The following is a 17,117-nucleotide window of genomic DNA, read 5'->3' as shown; positions in this document are numbered from 1 at the left end:
TAGAGGAATTCCTCTCCAAATGCATTGATTGGACCATCACCCGAAAAGAAATATTTAAAGTTTTGTTTAAGGATCCGAAAGCATGGGTATACTCCAATTAACAGCAGATAAGTAATAAATATATATGATATCAAAACAGTAATATTAGGAGTGATTTCAAATGGACTTTAAAGATAAAGATAAGAAATCCGAAATCGAAGATGCAGCACAGGAAGCACGCACCAAGGAAAATCCATCAGAAGAGATGGATACTGAAGCGGACAGGACAGTCGATAAGGGAAAAGACCTTGAAAGGGACGAATCCGGTTCCGAGAGGACAGAAGAAGAGATTCAAGATTCATTTGAATAGCAAAAAGGCGTTGCCATTACACGGACGGTGTTCTGGCGACGCCTTTTTTATGTGGGTTTTCATTGCTTTGGAGTACTTTGCCGCCCGCAGCTTTCGTCAACGGCAGCTGGAGACTCAATTGCACGCGTCAGATGCCTTGAGGGAGAACCGGCCTCCAATCATTCATGCCTTAAAGCCCTCTGGGCGATGTCCCGCCTCAGGAACAGCGTCCCCTCATTGAATGTTACCTTGTCGACATTGGCATATGCTGCGTCGACCGCCGCTTCAATCGTGGCCCCTCCACCGGTGACGAGCAGTACCCGGCCGCCGTTTGTGACCCACCTGCCGTCTTCCTGCTTCAGGCCGCTGACATGGCACGCGTCGCGCACATCATCAAAGTCGACGGCGTACCCCTTTTTGTAGGTCAGGGGATAGCCGGCACTTGCGAGCATAACGCCCACCTGATACCCGGGTGAGAAGGTCAGTTCGAAGGATTCCTTCTGCGCCACCTTTTCAAGTACATCGATGAAGTCGTCCTCCATCAGCGAGAGCAGAATCTGCGCTTCGGGATCGCCGAAGCGGGCATTGAATTCAATGACCTTGACGCCATCTTCGGTCACGATGGCCCCGAGGTAGAGGACGCCGAAGTAGTCGAGGCCTTCTGAGATCATTGCGTGTGCCATCGGCTTTACAATCTGTTCCACCGCCGCCTCCCTGACGGATGCCTCAATATGTTCGACCGGTGCGTAGGCGCCCATGCCGCCGGTGTTCGGTCCTTCATCACCATCGAATGCACGCTTATGATCCTGGGCGATGATCTCGAAGGCGTGTGTATATTCCCCATTGACGAGCACCATCAGGGAGAATTCCTCCCCTTCCAGGAACTCCTCGATGACGACCGGCGCATCGGAATCTTCCATCAGTGCATCAAGTCCCGCCAATGCCTCGTCCATATCCGTCGCGACGACGACCCCCTTGCCGGCAGCAAGCCCGTCCTTTTTGAGGACAATCGGTGCTCCCACCGATTCTATGTATTTATAGGCGGCGTCGTAGTCCGTGAAGGATTGGTATTTCGCCGTCGGGATGCCGTACCGTTCCATGATGTCCTTTGCGAATGCCTTGGAGGACTCGATCTTCGATTCCGCCTTCCTCGGCCCGAACACTTTGATGCCCTTCCCTTCCAAAAAGTCCGCTACACCTTCGTTAAGCGGCGCTTCCGGACCGACGATGACCCACTCCACCGCGTTTTCTGCGCACAGGTCCGCCATCGCCTGGAAATCAGTCTCCCCGATCTCCGGACGCACTTCCGCCACATCACGCATGCCATCGTTCCCCGGCATGGCAAAGACCTTCTCCACGCGACTGGATGCGGCGAGCTTCCTTGCGAGTGCATGTTCCCTTCCACCGCCACCGATTACAGCAACATTCATAAAACTGCTCCTTTCGATAATAAAAGAGCCGGACGCATCCGGCTGTATCCATTGATCAATGCTTGAAATGCCTCATACCAGTGAAGACCATCGCCATGTCATGCGCGTTGCAGAAATCGATGGATTCCTGGTCGCGTTTGGAGCCGCCCGGCTGGATGACCGAGCGGATGCCATGCTCATGCGCCAGTTCGACAGTATCCGGCATCGGGAAGAAGCCGTCACTTGCCATCACGACATTGTCACCGAGTTCAAGTGCCCGGTCGATGGCGATTTTGAGCGCACCGACACGGTTCATCTGTCCGGCACCGATGCCGACGGTCTGCTTCTCATTCGCAAGGACAATCGCATTACTTTTGACATGCTTGGAAACTTCCCAGGCCAGTGCCATCGCCGTCATCTGTTCACGCGTCGGCTTGTTTTCCGTAACCACCTTGATTTCGTCCTCCTGGAGTGCACCCGTATCCTGGGACTGGACGAGATAGCCGCCGGACACGCTGACGAACTCCTCTGCATGCTCATCCTCACGGAAGTCGGCCTCGAGCAGCCTGACGTTCTTCTTCTGGGTGAGCACTTCAAGTGCCGCCTCATCGAAATTCGGCGCAATGATGACTTCAAGGAAGATGGAATGGAGCTGTTCCGCCGTCTCCCGGTCGACCGTCTTGTTGAGCGCAACGATGCCGCCGAAAATCGACTGGCTGTCCGCTTCATGGGCGTTCCTGAATGCTTCCGCAATCGTTTCGCCAGTGCCTACACCGCAAGGGTTCATGTGCTTGACGGCGACCGCCACCGGCATCGTGAACTTCTTGGCCAGCTGGAACGCGGCATCGGCATCACGCAGGTTGTTGTAGGACAGCGCCTTGCCATGGAGCACATCGGCATTGAGGATTGTATTCCGGTCCTCCGTCGTCCTGACAAGACGGGCCGACTGGTGCGGATTCTCGCCATAGCGCAGCGTCTCTTCCGCCTGGCTGAAATGGTTGACGATCGCCTGGTCGTAGTCGTTCGTATGACGGAACACTTTAATCATCAGGGAACGGCGGTATGCCTCATCGAGCGTATCCGATTCGATGCGCTGGATGATCTCCCCGTAGTCCTCGGGGGATACGACCGTTGTGACATGCTTGAAGTTCTTGGCAGCGGCACGCAGCATGGTCGGTCCACCGATGTCGATGTTCTCGACCGCGTCATGTTCAGTCACATCCGCCTGCGCCACCGTCTCCTTGAACGGATAGAGGTTCACCGCCACCAGATCGATCGGTGCAATGCCCTCCGATTCGAGTGCCGCCATGTGCGACTTGTTGTCGCGGTCTGCAAGTATTCCTCCATGGACGGCCGGATGGAGCGTCTTCACACGTCCGTCCAGTATTTCTTCGAAGCCTGTCAGCGTGCTGACGTTCTCGACCGGGACTCCGAAGGATTCTATCTCCTTCAGTGTGCCCCCTGTGGAATAGATTTCATAGTCATTGCGCGCAAGACCGCGCACGAATGGTTCGAGTCCCCTCTTATCGGAAACGCTAATGAGTGCTTTCTTCATCGTCTCTCTCCTTTAGAACTTTTTTGATGGCTTTTGGATAGAGTGCATACTCCGTCTCATGGATTTTGCGTGCGACCGCTTCAAGCGTGTCCCCCGCTTCGATCATCACCGGCATCTGGTCGATGATCTCCCCCGTGTCGATGCCGGCATCGACGAAGTGTACGGTCACACCGGTCACCTTCACACCGTATTCATAGGCATCTCGGATGCCGTCCCTGCCCTTGAAGCTCGGCAGCAGGGAAGGATGGACATTGATGATACGGCGTTCGAACCGCTCAATGAAGGGGGCCGACAGGATCCGCATGTATCCGGCGAGCAGTATATAAGAAATGTCGTATGCCCCGAGTGTCTTCATGATGGCCGATTCATGCGCCGCTTTCGACGGATGATCCCCCCGTGCATGGACCACGCAGGGGATGCCCAGCCGTTCCGCGCGGGTGACGGCAAACGCATCCTTGTTGTCGGTGATCAAGACGGCGATCTCCATGCCGATGTCCCCGGCACGGTGTGCAAGGTTTTCAAAGTTCGTGCCTCCTCCGGAAGCGAGGACCGCAACCCTAGTAGCCATGGATCGTCAGGCCGCTCCCTTCGGTCACTTCCCCGATCACAACGGGCGCCTCACCGGCGGCTTCCAGGATCCCGAGCGTACGGTCGGCTTCTTCACGGTCGACACAGAGTATGAATCCAATACCCATGTTAAACACATTATACGCTTCTTTCCTGTCCATTTCCCCAAGCGTGATGAGCCAGTCGATGATTTTAGGCACTGCAATTTTCGAGGCGTCGATGTCGATTCCCGCATCTTCAGGGAAGGCACGCGGTATGTTTTCGATGAATCCGCCGCCCGTAATATGGCTCATCGCCTTCACCTCGACCTGTTCCAATACAGCAAGCACACTTTTCACATAGATGCGTGTCGGCTCAAGCAGCAGGTCGATGATCGGTGTGCCGTCCAATGTGTCTTCGACATCCACCGAATAGTCCCGCAGCCATTTCCTGACAAGGCTGTAGCCGTTGGAATGGATGCCGCTTGAAGGGAGGCCGATGATCTGGTCACCCGGCTTTGCATTCGAGCCGTCGATGTATTTCGTCTTCTCGACCGCACCGACGCTGAATCCTGCGATATCATATTCACCTTCGCCATACATATCGCCCATCTCGGCAGTCTCCCCGCCGATCAGCGCGCAGCCCGCCGCCTGGCAGCCTGCTGAAACACCTTCTACGATCTGCTCGATATGCGTCGGCACCACTTTGTTGACGGCAATATAGTCGAGGAAATAGAGCGGCTCTGCGCCTGTCGTCAGAATGTCGTTGACGCACATCGCCACGGCATCCACCCCAATGGTGTTGTGCCGGTCATGATCGATTGCAAGCTTGAGCTTCGTGCCGACCCCGTCCGTTCCGGAAACGAGGACGGGCGATTCCATGTTCAGGCTGGACAGGTCGAAAGCGGCACCGAAGCCGCCGAGCCCGCCGATGACCTCCTTCCGCATCGTGCGTTTGACATGGGATTTGATCTGGTTGACTGCCTGGTATCCGGCCGTGATGTCCACGCCGGCATCTCTATACTGTTCTGACATGTCAGACCCCTTTCGTCTTCAGATCCTTCTCCTGAGGCAGGAGACGGTCGATAATATCAATAGGATAATTGCCTGTGAAGCAGGCGTCGCACTGGCCTTTTGAGCCATAGGAATAGTATACATCATGCATCGCATCGACCGACAGGTATGTCAGAGAATCGGCACCGATCTCGTCCCGGATCTCCTCGGTTGATTTCTGTGATGCGATGATTTCTGCATGCGTCGATACATCGATGCCGTAGAAGCATGGATTCTTGAGCGGCGGGGAGGAGACACCCATGTGCACTTCCCTTGCTCCCGCCTTCTTCAGTGCCTTGACGATGAACCGGCTCGTCGTTCCCCGTACGATGGAGTCGTCGATGACGATGACGCTCTTGCCCTCCACGACGTCCCGTACCGGGGAGAGCTTCATGCGTACCGCCCGTTCGCGGGCTTCCTGCCCTTTTGAAATGAACGTCCGGCCGACGTAGCGGTTCTTGAGGAGCCCCTGCTCCTGCGGGATGCCGGAGGCTTCAGAAAACCCTTTTGCCGCTGCCAGGCTCGAATCCGGCACACCGATGACGATGTCCGCGCTGACATCCATCTCACGGGCGAGTTCACGCCCGAGTGATTTCCGTATAGTATATGTTGAAGTGTTGCGGAATTCGGAATCTGCACGTGCAAAATAGATGTATTCCATCGAGCACATGTTGGGGTGGCGTGTATCCGTGTAGTAGTCGAATTCGATGCCCTTGTCACTCAGGGTGATCAGTTCACCCGGCTCGATATCCCGGATGTATTCGGCACCAATGGCCGTGAACGCACATGTTTCACTCGCCACACAGTATGCCCCGTCCACCATGCCGAGCATGAGCGGACGCACACCATGGTCATCGAGCGCAATCGTCAGTGAATCCTCATCCAGGATGACGAAGGCAAACGCACCCTTCAGCTGGCGCAACGCCGTCTTGATGCGCTGCTTCCTGTCCGGGCTCTTGTTTTTGCGGATCAGGTGTGCCAGCACTTCGGAATCGGAGGACGTCTGGAAGATCGCCCCGTCGTCCTCGAGTGCCTCACGCACACTGATGGCGTTGACGAGGTTGCCGTTGTGGGCAAGGCCGAGATCGCCCTTGTGGCTCTTGAACAGGAACGGCTGGACATTCGATATCTCGCTGCCGCCCGTCGTTGCATAGCGGACATGGCCGATGGCGTGCGGAAACGTTTCAAGCGACATCAGCTGCTCCTGCGACAGTGCTTCCGTCAGAAGTCCCATGCCGCGTGCGCCGAAGAGGTATTCCCCGTTCGAGCAGACGATGCCTGCACCCTCCTGGCCCCGGTGCTGCAGGCTGTGGAGTGCCATGTATGTCAATTCGCTGGCGTGCGGGTGGTTGAATACGCCGAATACGCCGCATTCTTCATTCAGTCCGTGGATGTCATACATTGCGGGATTGCCCCCTCCCAAGTATTTGAAATCGCGTCAATGCTCCGGTCGATGGTCAGGTCGTGCGTACCGATATGGAATCCTTCGTCCGTCAGTCTGCCGATTTCTGTGCCGTCCTTGATGTCGAGGCCGGCGGGTGCAATCACAATGTAGCGGGAAGCGTTCTCTGCGAAAAGGTCTTCCCCGTCAAGGTCGACTTCCACATCCACGCCGAGACGGTGGAATGCTGAAAGCTGGGCCAGTTTGATGGCGATGCCGCCGCGGCCGACCGGCGTGATTCTTTTCACTTCACCGTCGATGAGGCGTCCGCGCAGATCCATGCCGCGTGCATACTCGAGCTCCAGGTCGATGTGGCGCGCCTGCTTCCTGATCTCATTGTCGATCAGCTTTTCAATCTGGCTGCCTGCGAATGATTTCGTCGTCTCACCGACGAGGTAGAGTGCGTCACCGGCTGAAATTTCTACGCCGGCCATGAAGTTGACATCTTCGATCAGCCCGACCATGCCGATGACCGGCGTCGGGAGGATGGTGCCCTTCGATTCGTTGTACAGGCTGACGTTCCCGGATACGACCGGCGTCGACAGCATTTCACATGCTTCCGCCATGCCGCGCGTGGATGCTTCAAGCTGGTGGTAGATTTCAGGCTTTTCCGGGCTGCCGTAGTTCAGGCAGTCGGTCATCGCAAGCGGCAGTGCGCCGGTCGAGATGATGCTGCGGAAGGTCTGGGCGACCGCCTCCTTGCCGCCGTTCAACGGATCGGCATAGACATAGCGGCTCTTGCCGTCGATTGCCATCGCAATCGCCTTGTCCGTGCCCTCCACTCTTACAACACCTGAACCGAAGCCGGATTTCTGGACGGTGTTCGCCCCGACCTGGTTGTCGTACTGTTCATATATATAGCGCTTCGATCCGTGCGTCGGATGGCCGATGAGTGCATCGAACACTTTGTTCAGATCCTGGTCAGCGTAGCTGTACGGTGTTTCGTCCTGCGCCGGCGCCTCGCCTTCAAGGATGTAGACCGGTGCTTCATCGGACAGCGGCTGTACCGGGATGTCCGCATATTTTTCACCATGGAAGAAAAGTTCCAGACGGTCGGTATCGGTCACTTCACCGATGACTGCAGAATCGAGTTCATAGCCTTCGAACATGTCTAGGAACTTGTCCTCGGATCCCGCTTCGACGACGAGCAGCATGCGCTCCTGTGTTTCCGACAGCATCATTTCATACGGTGTGATGCCGTCCTCCCTGACCGGCACCTGATCGAGATGGAGCGCAATGCCGGACTCGCCCTTCGCTGCCATTTCGGCGCTTGAGGATGTGAGGCCCGCCGCACCCATGTCCTGGATGCCGACGAGTTCCGGCTGCCTGATGGCGTCAAGTGTTGCCTCCATCAGCTTCTTGCCGGTGAACGGATCACCGATCTGGACCGACGGCCGCTTCGATTCGGATTCGTCCGTCAGCTCCTCTGAGGCGAATGTCGCCCCGTGGATGCCGTCGCGGCCCGTCTTGAGGCCGACGTAGATGACCTTGTTGCCGATTCCCCTGGCAGTGCCCTTCTGGATCTTGTCATGGTCGATCGTACCGACGCACATCGCGTTGACGAGCGGGTTGCCGTCATAGGAAGGGTCGAATTCCACTTCGCCCGAGACCGTCGGGATGCCGATGCAGTTGCCGTAGCCGCCGATGCCTGCAACGACGCCGCGCAGCAGGCGGCGGTTGTTCGGCTCGGAGAGTTCGCCGAAGCGCAGCGAATTCAGGAGGCCGATCGGACGCGCACCGATGGAGACGATGTCGCGGATGATGCCGCCGACACCCGTAGCCGCACCCTGGTAGGGTTCTACAGCCGAAGGGTGGTTATGGGATTCCACTTTGAACACGACCGCCTGGTTGTCGCCGATATCAACGACGCCGGCACCTTCGCCGGGTCCCATCAGTACACGGTCGCCCGTCGTCGGAAACTGCTTCAGGAAGGGTTTGGAATGCTTGTATGAGCAGTGCTCGCTCCACATGACGGAGAAGATGCCCGTCTCCGTATAGTTCGGTTCCCTGCCGAGGATTCCGATGACCTTGTCATACTCCTCATCAGTGAGCCCCATATCGGCATACAGTTTTTCATTCCGGATATCCTGTTCAGTCGGTTCAGTGAATGTAATCATGGTTTGCCTCCCAATCGTTCATTTTTTCAAAAAGTCTCATGCCGTCGTCGCTGCCGAGCAGTGACTCGAGGGCGCGCTCCGGGTGCGGCATCAGGCCGAAGACGTTGCCCGCCTCGTTGACGATGCCGGCGATATCCGCCCGCGAACCATTCGGATTGTCATGGTATGTGAGCACGATCCGGTCGTTCGCTGCAAGTGTTTCGTATGTCTCGTCGTCGCAGTAGTAGTGCCCTTCGCCATGTGCAACCGGGAAGACGACGGATTCGCCCTTTTCGTATCCGCTGGTGAACGCCGTTTCATTGTTCGTGATCGTCAGCACTTCATTGCGGGAGATGAATGTATGTGTATCATTGAAGATGAGTGCACCCGGCAGAAGGCCGATTTCAGTCAGTATCTGGAATCCGTTGCAGACGCCGAGCACCGGCCTGCCTGCTGACGCCGCCTCTTTTATGGCACGGGTGATCGGTGCCACACTCGCCATCGCACCGCTCCTCAAGTAGTCGCCGAATGAAAAGCCGCCCGGAATCAATACGCCATCATATCCTTCGAGGGAGGTTTCGCGGTAGTCGACATACTCCGCCTCGCCGCCTGCCTTGATGGCGGCATTCAGCATGTCCCTGTCACAGTTCGACCCTGGAAATTTCACGACTGCAAACTTCATTATTGGGACACCTCGTCAAGGATCCTGTACGTGTATGTTTCGATGACCGTATTCGTGAACAGCTTCTCGGACAGCTGGCGCACACTGTCGTCGATCTTTGCATCATCCGTTTCATCTATGTCGAAATAAAGGACCTTGCCGACGCGGATGTTGGTGATTTCATCATGGTCGAGCTCGTGCACAGCACGGTTCAGCGCCTCCCCTTGCGTATCCAGTACCTGTGGTTTCAGTGTGACGATCAGTTCTACCTTTTTCATTATCTAATGGCCTCCATCTTGTTATAGAATGCGGTGTACGTATCGAGCAGTGACCCTGTGCTGTTGCGGTATACATCCTTGTCGAAATTCTCCTTCGTCTCCATATCGACGATGCGGCATGTATCCGGTGAAATCTCATCTGCAAGGACGATGTTTCCATCCTGGTCCTTGCCGAACTCTATCTTGAAGTCGATGAGGGAGAGTGACATCTCAGCCATCATCCGGCTGAGCACGGTGTTTATCTTCAGGGTGGCCGTCTTAAGCGCCCTGATCTCCTCAGTTGTCGCAAGCCCGAGCATCAGCACGTGGTCGTCCGTCAGGATCGGATCGCCGAGGTCGTCGTTCTTGTAGAAGAACTCGACGAGCGGCGGATCGAGCGGCTGGTGGGATTCCAGTCCAAGGCGCTTGACGATGCTGCCCGCAGCAAAGTTTCTGACCACCACTTCGAGCGGGATGATGTCGACGGCGCGTACAAGCTGCTCCGTCTCACTGATGCGCTCCACAAAGTGCGAGTCGACGCCGTTCGAAGCCATGTATTCGAAGATGTCGGCGGAAATCAGATTGTTGAGCCGTCCCTTTCCTTCAAGGAAATCGTGCTTTTCCCCGTTCCCTGCCGTCACTTCGTCCTTGTATTCGATGCGGTAGACGCCATCCGCCTCCGTTTTGAAGACCCGTTTCGCTTTTCCTTCATATAAGAGCATTATGCTTCGACTCCCCTGATAAATTTTTGTTCCAGATGATCGAGTGTCGTCCCGACATCATCCGTAAGCAGTGTCACATGTCCCATCTTGCGGGCGGGTTTGCGGCCCGTCTTGCCGTAGACATGCACATGCCAGTCCGGCTGGCTGAACAGTGTGTCCTCCAGACGGTCGAGGTCATCACCGAGCAGGTTCATCATGATCGCCTGCTGATGCTGGCGGACTTCCGGCATCGGGTGGTCGAGCAGCGCCAGGATATGGGCATCGAACTGGCTGATGCTGCATGACTCGATCGTGTGGTGCGCCGAGTTGTGCGGCCTCGGAGCAATTTCATTGACATACAGCCGGCCGTCCCGGTCGATGAAGAATTCCACTGTGAACACGCCGACGAAGTGCATCGCTTCCATGATCTGTCGGACGGCACGCTTCGCCTCCTCCTCGTAGTCAAGGCGTGAGGGGGCAATCGTGCGGTAGAGGATCTGGTTCTTGTGGAGATTCTCCTGTAGAGGGAAATGAATGATCTGACCGCTTGTGCTGCGTGCTGTCGTCAGGGAGACTTCGCGCTCGAGGCGGAGGTATTTCTCCACCACCCATTCCGCTTCATAGAATGGGATGGATGCTTCTGCAAGGTCCGAACTGTTCTCAATCACCATCTGGCCCTTGCCGTCATAGCCGCCCGTCGTCGTCTTGACGATGACCGGCAGGCCGTGCTCCTGGATGAATCCATCCAGTGATTCCTCATCTTCTATTTTCTGATACGGGACGATGTCGGCGCCCGCCGCCTGTATCGCCGCCTTCTCGAGATCGCGGTTCTGGAGTGTCAGCACCGTTTCCGCACCCTGCGGTACGTTATAGTCATGGACGAGTGTCCGAAGAATATGCGCATCGATGTTCTCGAATTCATAAGTGACGACATCGGATAGTTCACACAGTTGTTTCAGTGCCTCGAAATCACTGAAGGGCGCGTGGATGAACGTATGACACGTCGCTCTTGCCGGTGCATCCTCCGACGGATCGAGTATGGCCACCCGGTACCCCATCCTGAGTGCACTCTGGGCGAGCATCTTGCCGAGCTGGCCGCCTCCGATGATTCCGATTGTACCTCCGAAACTAATTGAGCTCATCCTGCATCGCCTCCACTTTCTCCTCCAATGATTTCGTGTACGCCTCGAGTTTGTCATAGATTTCCGGCTCGCCCACTGCAAGCATCCGTGCCGCCAGTATGCCGGCATTCGTGCTGCCCGCCTTGCCGATCGCCGTCGTCGCCACCGGGATGCCGCCCGGCATCTGGACGATGGAGAGCAGGGAATCCAGACCCTGCAGCGCCTTCGATTCGATCGGCACGCCGATGACCGGGATGTTCGTCATCGAAGCCACCATGCCCGGCAGGTGTGCTGCCCCGCCGGCGCCCGCAATGATCACTTTGATGCCGCGCGATTTCGCTGTTCTTGCATAGTCCATCATCATTTCCGGTGTACGATGGGCACTTACCACTTTCTTTTCGTACGGTATTGAAAAAGTATCCAGCATGTCGCCTGCATGCTTCATCGTCGGCCAGTCCGAAGAACTGCCCATAATTATTCCAACTGTCATGAATAAATACCCTCTCTTATGTCCAATGTTTTTTTCTCAAGTTCAGCTTAACAATATGGATGTGGATAATCAACCCAAAAAACGAACATTTATTTATTTTTATATCTTATTGTATGCATTTTGTTAATTAATACCTTACATATACATGCTAATATACGTTATTGTTCATGTTTGAAACAATATTCTGAAAATGTGATGAAGTAGGCAGATTCATAAAATGAATATGGAAATTTTCAATAAACTCATGGATAATGGAGGAGGAAAATCTTTTAGGAGGCGTTTTAAGATGACAGCAGAACTCTTGAACGGCAGGGAAATCGCGAAGGAATACCGCGCCGGCCTTGCCGAAGAAGTTGAGAGATTAAAAAGTAAAGGCATCACCCCGAACCTGACGGTTGTGATCGTCGGCAACGATGGTGCCTCTTTGAGCTATGTCCGCTCAAAAAATAAAGCCGCCGAAAAAATCGGCATGACATCGGAGATTGTCCACCTTGATGAGGACACATCTGAAGAAGAGGTGCTCAGTACCATCGACCGCCTGAACAATGATGATGCAGTCAACGGCATCCTTGTCCAGGTCCCCCTCCCGGAACAGGTCAGCGAGGAGAAGGTGCTCGAAGCGATTGCACCGCACAAGGACGTCGACGGCTTCCATCCGGTGAATATCGGCCGGCTCTATACAGGCCAGCGCACCTTCGTACCATGTACGCCGCTCGGCATCATGGAACTGCTCAAGCATACCGGCTCCCTCGAAGGGAAGGACGTTGCGGTGATCGGCCGGTCCCACATCGTCGGACAGCCTGTCGCCAAGCTGCTCACCAACGAGAACGCCACTGTCACCCTTATGCATTCCCGGACAAAGGATCTGACGGACAAGCTGAAGGACTATGACGTCATCGTCAGCGCCGTCGGTGCACCCGGTCTTGTGACAGGCGCACACCTTAAAGAAGGCGCCATCGTCATCGACGTCGGCAACACCGTCGTCGACGAAAAGCTTGTCGGTGATGTCGATTTCGATTCCGCCAAGGAAGTCGCCAGCTACATTACGCCGGTGCCAGGCGGTGTCGGCCCGCTGACGATCACAATGGTGCTCAACAACACACTGCTCGCTGCCAAATGGCACAACGGCATCGAATAATCCTATTATATGTAATAAAGCCCTGACGGCATATGCCGTCAGGGCTTTTGTGCGTGGGAGGCGTGCCAATTGTCGCCGGGCCGGAACCACGAGTGGCAATTGGACCTCTTTATTTGCTCCCATGATCCCTATACATGAACTCTGCCCCCGAAAACGAGTATCCCATCACCACTGGTGATCTTTTGTTCATCTCCTTTTCTTCATAGCAAAAACCCCCCTGCCTATATATGGAGGCAGGCGGGGTGTTCTGATTTTTCTGCTGTATATGATTCAAGCCACCCAGGATTAATGAATTGATCTGGGGTTCAGGCACCTAGTTCCTTATGATGATGTACACGAGATAGGCGAGATAGGCGGCAAGCATGACCGCCCCTTCTCTGCGTCCGATCTTGAAACGGGTCCGGGAGAAGATCAGCAGCAGTACGGTCAGGGCCACCATCACCCAGCCGTCGAAGAACAGTTTGGACTCGATGGTCAGAGGGGCGATCACAGAAGAGGCCCCGGCAACGAAGAGGATGTTGAAAATGTTGCTCCCCACAATATTGCCGAAAGCGATATCCCCCTGATTCTTCAGGGCCGCTGTAATGGAGGTTATGATTTCAGGGAGGGATGTCCCGACCGCAACAATCGTCAGGCCTACAAGCGTCTCGCTCATGCCGAGGGCCAGGGCGATTTCTATTGCACCATCGACGACCATGCTGCCGCCGAATACGATGGCAACGAGGCCGCCGGCAGTCAGCATTATATTCTTCGGCTAGGCCCCGCCGGTATCGGAATCGACATCCACCTCAGCCTCCGCTTCCGCACGGTTCTTCATGGCGATTTCGAATACATAGTATAAAAATATGGTGAAGATCAGCAGGATGACCAGGCCATCGCCCAGACCCAGTATATTTTCCGCAGCATTCTGGAGTACCACATCCGCCATCAGTATCATCAGTATGATGGTGGCCAACAGGGCGAACGGTATCTCCTTGCGCACCGTTTCACTCTTTACGGCAATTGGAGCGATGAGTGCGGTGATGCCGAGTACAAGCGTAATGTTGACGATGTTGCTGCCGATGACGTTGCCGAGCACAACGCCCGCGCTCCCTTCAAGCGCCCCTGCGATGGACACTGTCGCTTCCGGTGCACTTGTCCCGAAGGCCACGATGGTCAATCCGATCAGAAGTGGGGAGACATTCAGCCTGAAGGCGATGTTCGAGGCGCCTTCAACAAAGTAGTCCGCCCCTTTGATCAGCAGTATAAAACCTATGATGAGCAGAATATAAACCAATACCTTCATCTCTCTTTCCTGGAATATGGATTGACTTCTCCACTCCATTCCCTATTAATTATAAAATAATAACTCCTTCTCTTCACCGAGAAGGAGAAAAACAGGGGGTATTTTTATGATATGCACCATCATCACCTAGTTCCTCATGATGATGTACACCAGATACGCGATGTAGGCGATGACGAGTACCGCTCCTTCCTTCCGTCCGATCTTGAAATGGGTCCGGGAGAAGACCAGCAGCAGCACGGTCAGGGCCACCATCACCCAGCCGTCGAAGAACAGCTTGGATTCGGCAGCAATCGGTGCCACAGTGGAGGCGGTGCCGGTGACGAAGAAGATGTTGAAGATGTTGCTGCCGACGACGTTGCCGATGGCCATGTCGCCTTTGCCCTTGAGGGCTGCAGTGACCGACGTCATGATTTCAGGCAGTGATGTACCGATCGCAACGATTGTCAGACCGACGAGCGCTTCGCTCATGCCGAGGGTCAGGGCGATTTCAGTGGCGCTGTTGACCACCATGTCCCCGCCGAATATGATCGCAATAAGGCCGCCGACCGTAAAGAGTATGTTCTTCAACCAGGATTCCCCGGCATCCGCATCGACCTTCTCGGTCGCATTGGCGCGGTTCTTCCGCGCCATTTCGAATACATAATACAGAAAGACTAAGAAGAACAGCAGGATGATGATGCCATCCCCACGGTTGATGATGTTCGCTCCCGCCCCCTGCAGCGCCACGTCCGCCATAAGAATCATCAGCACGACAGCCGCAAGCATCGCAAACGGGATTTCCTTGCGGACGGTTTCGCTCTGCACTGTAAGGGGTGCAATCATCGCCGTCAGGCCGACGACGACCGTGATGTTCACGATGTTGCTGCCGATGACATTACCGAGTACGACACCCGGGCTGCCATCGAGCGCTGCCAGAATCGCCACTGTCGCCTCAGGTGAACTGGTGCCGAGGGCGACGATGGTCAGACCGACCAGCAGCGGGGATACATTGAGCTTGACTGCGATATTCGAGGCGCCCTCTACGAAGTAGTCTGCGCCTTTGATCAACAGGACAAAGCCGATTACCAGAAGAATATATTCCAAGGACTCCATCTCGCTTTCTCTATATGGTTTTAATACTACATTCCCTTTAAAACAAAATGAAACACAAAAACTCCTCCTTTTAAAGAGGAGCAGTCTAACCGGCCTGCTGGTCCTTCTCCACAAGGAATGTGATGACGAGGAAGAGCAGGAAAGCGATGAGCAGGATGCTGCCGCCTACGATGAAATAAATCATGGTGAATGTTTCATTGAATCCGAACGGGTTGAGCATATAGAAGTACATCCCGCTGGTCAGCATCACTGCACCCACCATGCCCGTGATGCCGTGGATATGTACGAGCAGTTTATTTCTGATGCGGTAGACGCTGTAGAATATGCCCCATGCAAACATGGACAGCCATCCCACAAGCAGTACGTGTGTGTGGATCGGACGGATGCTGTAGTCCATCTCCCCGGCCATCTGCGACCCGATGAATACACCGAGCAGGCCGAATACTGATGCCACCCGGATGAAGTTGATGCCCCATTTTCTTTCCATTTTGAAGCCTCCTGATTTTTAAGCTGGTACGGAAAATCATTCGTTTCCCATCCATCATTATAATATAAACCATTCCAAAACAAAAAAATACACCTCTCCAATCTGGGGCGGAGGGGTGTACCATCTATATTCGAAAAATCAGCTGGATGCCTATTATACTTTCTGAAGGCTCATTTTCGGACCGAACGGCTCGAAATGGATGCGGGAATCATCGATGCCCATGGCGTTGAGCTCGGCGATCATCGTATTCATGAACGGCATGGAACCACAAATGTAGATTTCACGGTCATCACTGCCTGTGAAGTCTTCACGGTTCAGGTAGCCGTCGGTATCACTATACTTCACTTTGATCTCTGCTCCATCCGCCTCCAGTTTTTCAAACTGGTCCTTGAATGGCAGATAGTTTTCATTGATTGCACTGTAGACGAATTTGACATCCTTGCCTTTTGAAATCGCCTCTTCAGCCATTGCCATGACCGGTGTCGCACCGACACCGCCGGCGATGAAGAGGAGTCTGTCATGCTCCGCTTCCACTTTGAAGTCGCCTGCCGGTGCAGAAAGGAAGAGCGCATCGCCTTCTTCGATACCACTGTGCAGATAGTTGGATACGACACCCTTCTTGTCATCCAGGCCTTCACGTTTCACCGCAAATGTAATGCCGTCTTTGGCATCGTTGGAGCAGATGGAATAATGGCGGAGTGCTTCATAAGGATAGTCTGCAGGCTTCACCTTCACCGTAATATACTGTCCGGCTGTGAATGTCTTGTCCACATCGTCTGAATCCACTGTGAATCTGACGATTTCAGGTGTCATGACTTCCTTCTTCCTGACGATGAATGGCCTGAAGCCGTCCCATGCCGCGGCCTGGTACATATCCTGCTCAACATCGATGAACACCTGGGCGATCTGGTTGTAGTAGTCTCCCCATGCATCGATGATTTCAGGTGTCGCCTGGTCGCCAAGCACCTCCTGGATGCCTTCGAGCAGATACTTTCCGACGATTGGATAGTGTTCCGGTTTGATCTCGAGGGCACGGTGCTTATGTGCAATGCCGACAACATGCGGCACGATTGCATCGAGGTTGTCGATATGCTTCGCTGCTGCCAATACCGTCATCGCGAGCGCCTTCGGCTGGTCGCCGACCGTCTGGTTCGTCTGGTTGAAGATGTTCAGGAGCTCTGGATGCGCCTTGAACATATTTTGATAGAATGTGGATGTGATTTCGGTTCCATGTGCTTCCAGTACAGGAATCGTCGCTTTGATGACTTCTTTTTTCTCTTCAGTAATCATATGTTTAAAACCCCTTTGATTAAAAGATATATTTACAATACACCTTTATGATAGTTTAATATGAAATGGTTTTCAAGTTTTTGTGCTGTATTTCACATTTTGTTCACAGAATAGTTGCGTTTCGGTGCACTTTATTTATATCGGAAATGAATCCGTGTATAATTATGT

General features: G+C 54.4%; 16 protein-coding genes and 1 pseudogene. 2 read left to right on the top strand and 15 right to left on the bottom strand.

Features of this window, described 5'->3' with window-relative positions; all coding sequences use genetic code 11:
- Positions 1-160 precede the first annotated feature (160 nt).
- On the top strand, positions 161-349 hold the full coding sequence (locus BO53_RS0111420) for a hypothetical protein (protein WP_031548310.1): 189 nt from the start codon (positions 161-163) through the stop codon (positions 347-349).
- A gap of 158 nt (positions 350-507) precedes the next feature.
- Here BO53_RS0111420 and purD read toward each other — a convergent pair whose 3' ends face one another.
- From purD to purE, 11 genes are read right to left on the bottom strand one after another with little or no spacing between them, the layout of a single operon-like run.
- Positions 508-1,758: a phosphoribosylamine--glycine ligase gene (gene purD / locus BO53_RS0111415; RefSeq protein ID WP_031548308.1), complete on the bottom strand. Its 1,251-nt coding sequence runs from the start codon at positions 1,756-1,758 to the stop codon at positions 508-510.
- Between the two features lie 55 nt (positions 1,759-1,813).
- The gene (gene purH / locus BO53_RS0111410) at positions 1,814-3,292 is read right to left on the bottom strand and encodes a bifunctional phosphoribosylaminoimidazolecarboxamide formyltransferase/IMP cyclohydrolase (protein ID WP_031548306.1); all 1,479 of its coding nucleotides are present in this window, start codon (positions 3,290-3,292) and stop codon (positions 1,814-1,816) included.
- The gene (purN, locus tag BO53_RS0111405) at positions 3,273-3,860 is read right to left on the bottom strand and encodes a phosphoribosylglycinamide formyltransferase (protein WP_031548304.1); all 588 of its coding nucleotides are present in this window, start codon (positions 3,858-3,860) and stop codon (positions 3,273-3,275) included. The genes purH and purN overlap by 20 nt, the downstream gene beginning before the upstream one ends.
- On the bottom strand, positions 3,850-4,872 hold the full coding sequence (gene purM, locus BO53_RS0111400) for a phosphoribosylformylglycinamidine cyclo-ligase (protein ID WP_031548302.1): 1,023 nt from the start codon (positions 4,870-4,872) through the stop codon (positions 3,850-3,852). Before purM ends, purN begins: the two co-directional genes overlap by 11 nt.
- A 1-nt stretch (position 4,873) precedes the next feature.
- The gene (purF, locus tag BO53_RS0111395; RefSeq protein ID WP_031548300.1) at positions 4,874-6,292 is read right to left on the bottom strand and encodes an amidophosphoribosyltransferase; all 1,419 of its coding nucleotides are present in this window, start codon (positions 6,290-6,292) and stop codon (positions 4,874-4,876) included.
- Positions 6,271-8,448 (bottom strand): phosphoribosylformylglycinamidine synthase subunit PurL, encoded by a 2,178-nt coding sequence (purL, locus tag BO53_RS0111390; RefSeq protein ID WP_031548299.1) that lies wholly within the window; start codon positions 8,446-8,448, stop codon positions 6,271-6,273. The genes purF and purL overlap by 22 nt, the downstream gene beginning before the upstream one ends.
- On the bottom strand, positions 8,432-9,109 hold the full coding sequence (gene purQ / locus BO53_RS0111385; RefSeq protein ID WP_031548296.1) for a phosphoribosylformylglycinamidine synthase subunit PurQ: 678 nt from the start codon (positions 9,107-9,109) through the stop codon (positions 8,432-8,434). The genes purL and purQ overlap by 17 nt, the downstream gene beginning before the upstream one ends.
- Positions 9,109-9,366, bottom strand: a complete 258-nt coding sequence (purS, locus tag BO53_RS0111380) for a phosphoribosylformylglycinamidine synthase subunit PurS (protein ID WP_031548294.1) — start codon at positions 9,364-9,366, stop codon at positions 9,109-9,111. Before purS ends, purQ begins: the two co-directional genes overlap by 1 nt.
- Positions 9,366-10,070, bottom strand: coding sequence for a phosphoribosylaminoimidazolesuccinocarboxamide synthase (purC, locus tag BO53_RS0111375; RefSeq protein WP_031548292.1), 705 nt, complete (start codon positions 10,068-10,070; stop codon positions 9,366-9,368). The genes purS and purC overlap by 1 nt, the downstream gene beginning before the upstream one ends.
- The gene (gene purK / locus BO53_RS0111370; protein WP_245608237.1) at positions 10,067-11,245 is read right to left on the bottom strand and encodes a 5-(carboxyamino)imidazole ribonucleotide synthase; all 1,179 of its coding nucleotides are present in this window, start codon (positions 11,243-11,245) and stop codon (positions 10,067-10,069) included. Before purK ends, purC begins: the two co-directional genes overlap by 4 nt.
- A complete protein-coding gene (purE, locus tag BO53_RS0111365) occupies positions 11,175-11,657 on the bottom strand; it encodes a 5-(carboxyamino)imidazole ribonucleotide mutase (RefSeq protein ID WP_031548289.1) in 483 nt (160 codons plus the stop codon). Before purE ends, purK begins: the two co-directional genes overlap by 71 nt.
- A gap of 286 nt (positions 11,658-11,943) precedes the next feature.
- On the opposite strand from purE, the gene folD reads away from it, so the two are divergent.
- Positions 11,944-12,795 carry a bifunctional methylenetetrahydrofolate dehydrogenase/methenyltetrahydrofolate cyclohydrolase FolD gene (gene folD, locus BO53_RS0111360; RefSeq protein WP_031548287.1) on the top strand — a complete coding sequence of 284 codons (852 nt, stop codon included), beginning with the start codon at positions 11,944-11,946 and terminating at the stop codon, positions 12,793-12,795.
- A 313-nt stretch (positions 12,796-13,108) separates the two neighbouring features.
- Here the strand turns inward: folD and BO53_RS13485 are convergent.
- The 4 genes and pseudogenes from BO53_RS13485 to BO53_RS0111340 all read right to left on the bottom strand — a co-directional run bounded on the left by BO53_RS13485 (position 13,109) and on the right by BO53_RS0111340 (position 16,949).
- Positions 13,109-14,071: pseudogene (locus tag BO53_RS13485) on the bottom strand (calcium/sodium antiporter).
- A gap of 135 nt (positions 14,072-14,206) precedes the next feature.
- Complete coding sequence (locus BO53_RS0111350; protein WP_031548286.1) at positions 14,207-15,163, bottom strand: calcium/sodium antiporter; 957 nt, start codon at positions 15,161-15,163, stop codon at positions 14,207-14,209.
- Between the two features lie 94 nt (positions 15,164-15,257).
- On the bottom strand, positions 15,258-15,659 hold the full coding sequence (locus BO53_RS0111345) for a hypothetical protein (protein ID WP_031548283.1): 402 nt from the start codon (positions 15,657-15,659) through the stop codon (positions 15,258-15,260).
- Between the two features lie 153 nt (positions 15,660-15,812).
- Positions 15,813-16,949: a globin domain-containing protein gene (locus BO53_RS0111340; protein ID WP_031548281.1), complete on the bottom strand. Its 1,137-nt coding sequence runs from the start codon at positions 16,947-16,949 to the stop codon at positions 15,813-15,815.
- Between the last annotated feature and the right edge of the window lie 168 nt (positions 16,950-17,117).

The organism is Salinicoccus luteus DSM 17002 (assembly GCF_000712035.1).
Classification (GTDB): domain Bacteria; phylum Bacillota; class Bacilli; order Staphylococcales; family Salinicoccaceae; genus Salinicoccus; species Salinicoccus luteus.
The sequence above is the reverse complement of the archived record's forward strand: the minus strand, read 5'-3'. Positions and strand labels throughout refer to the sequence as shown.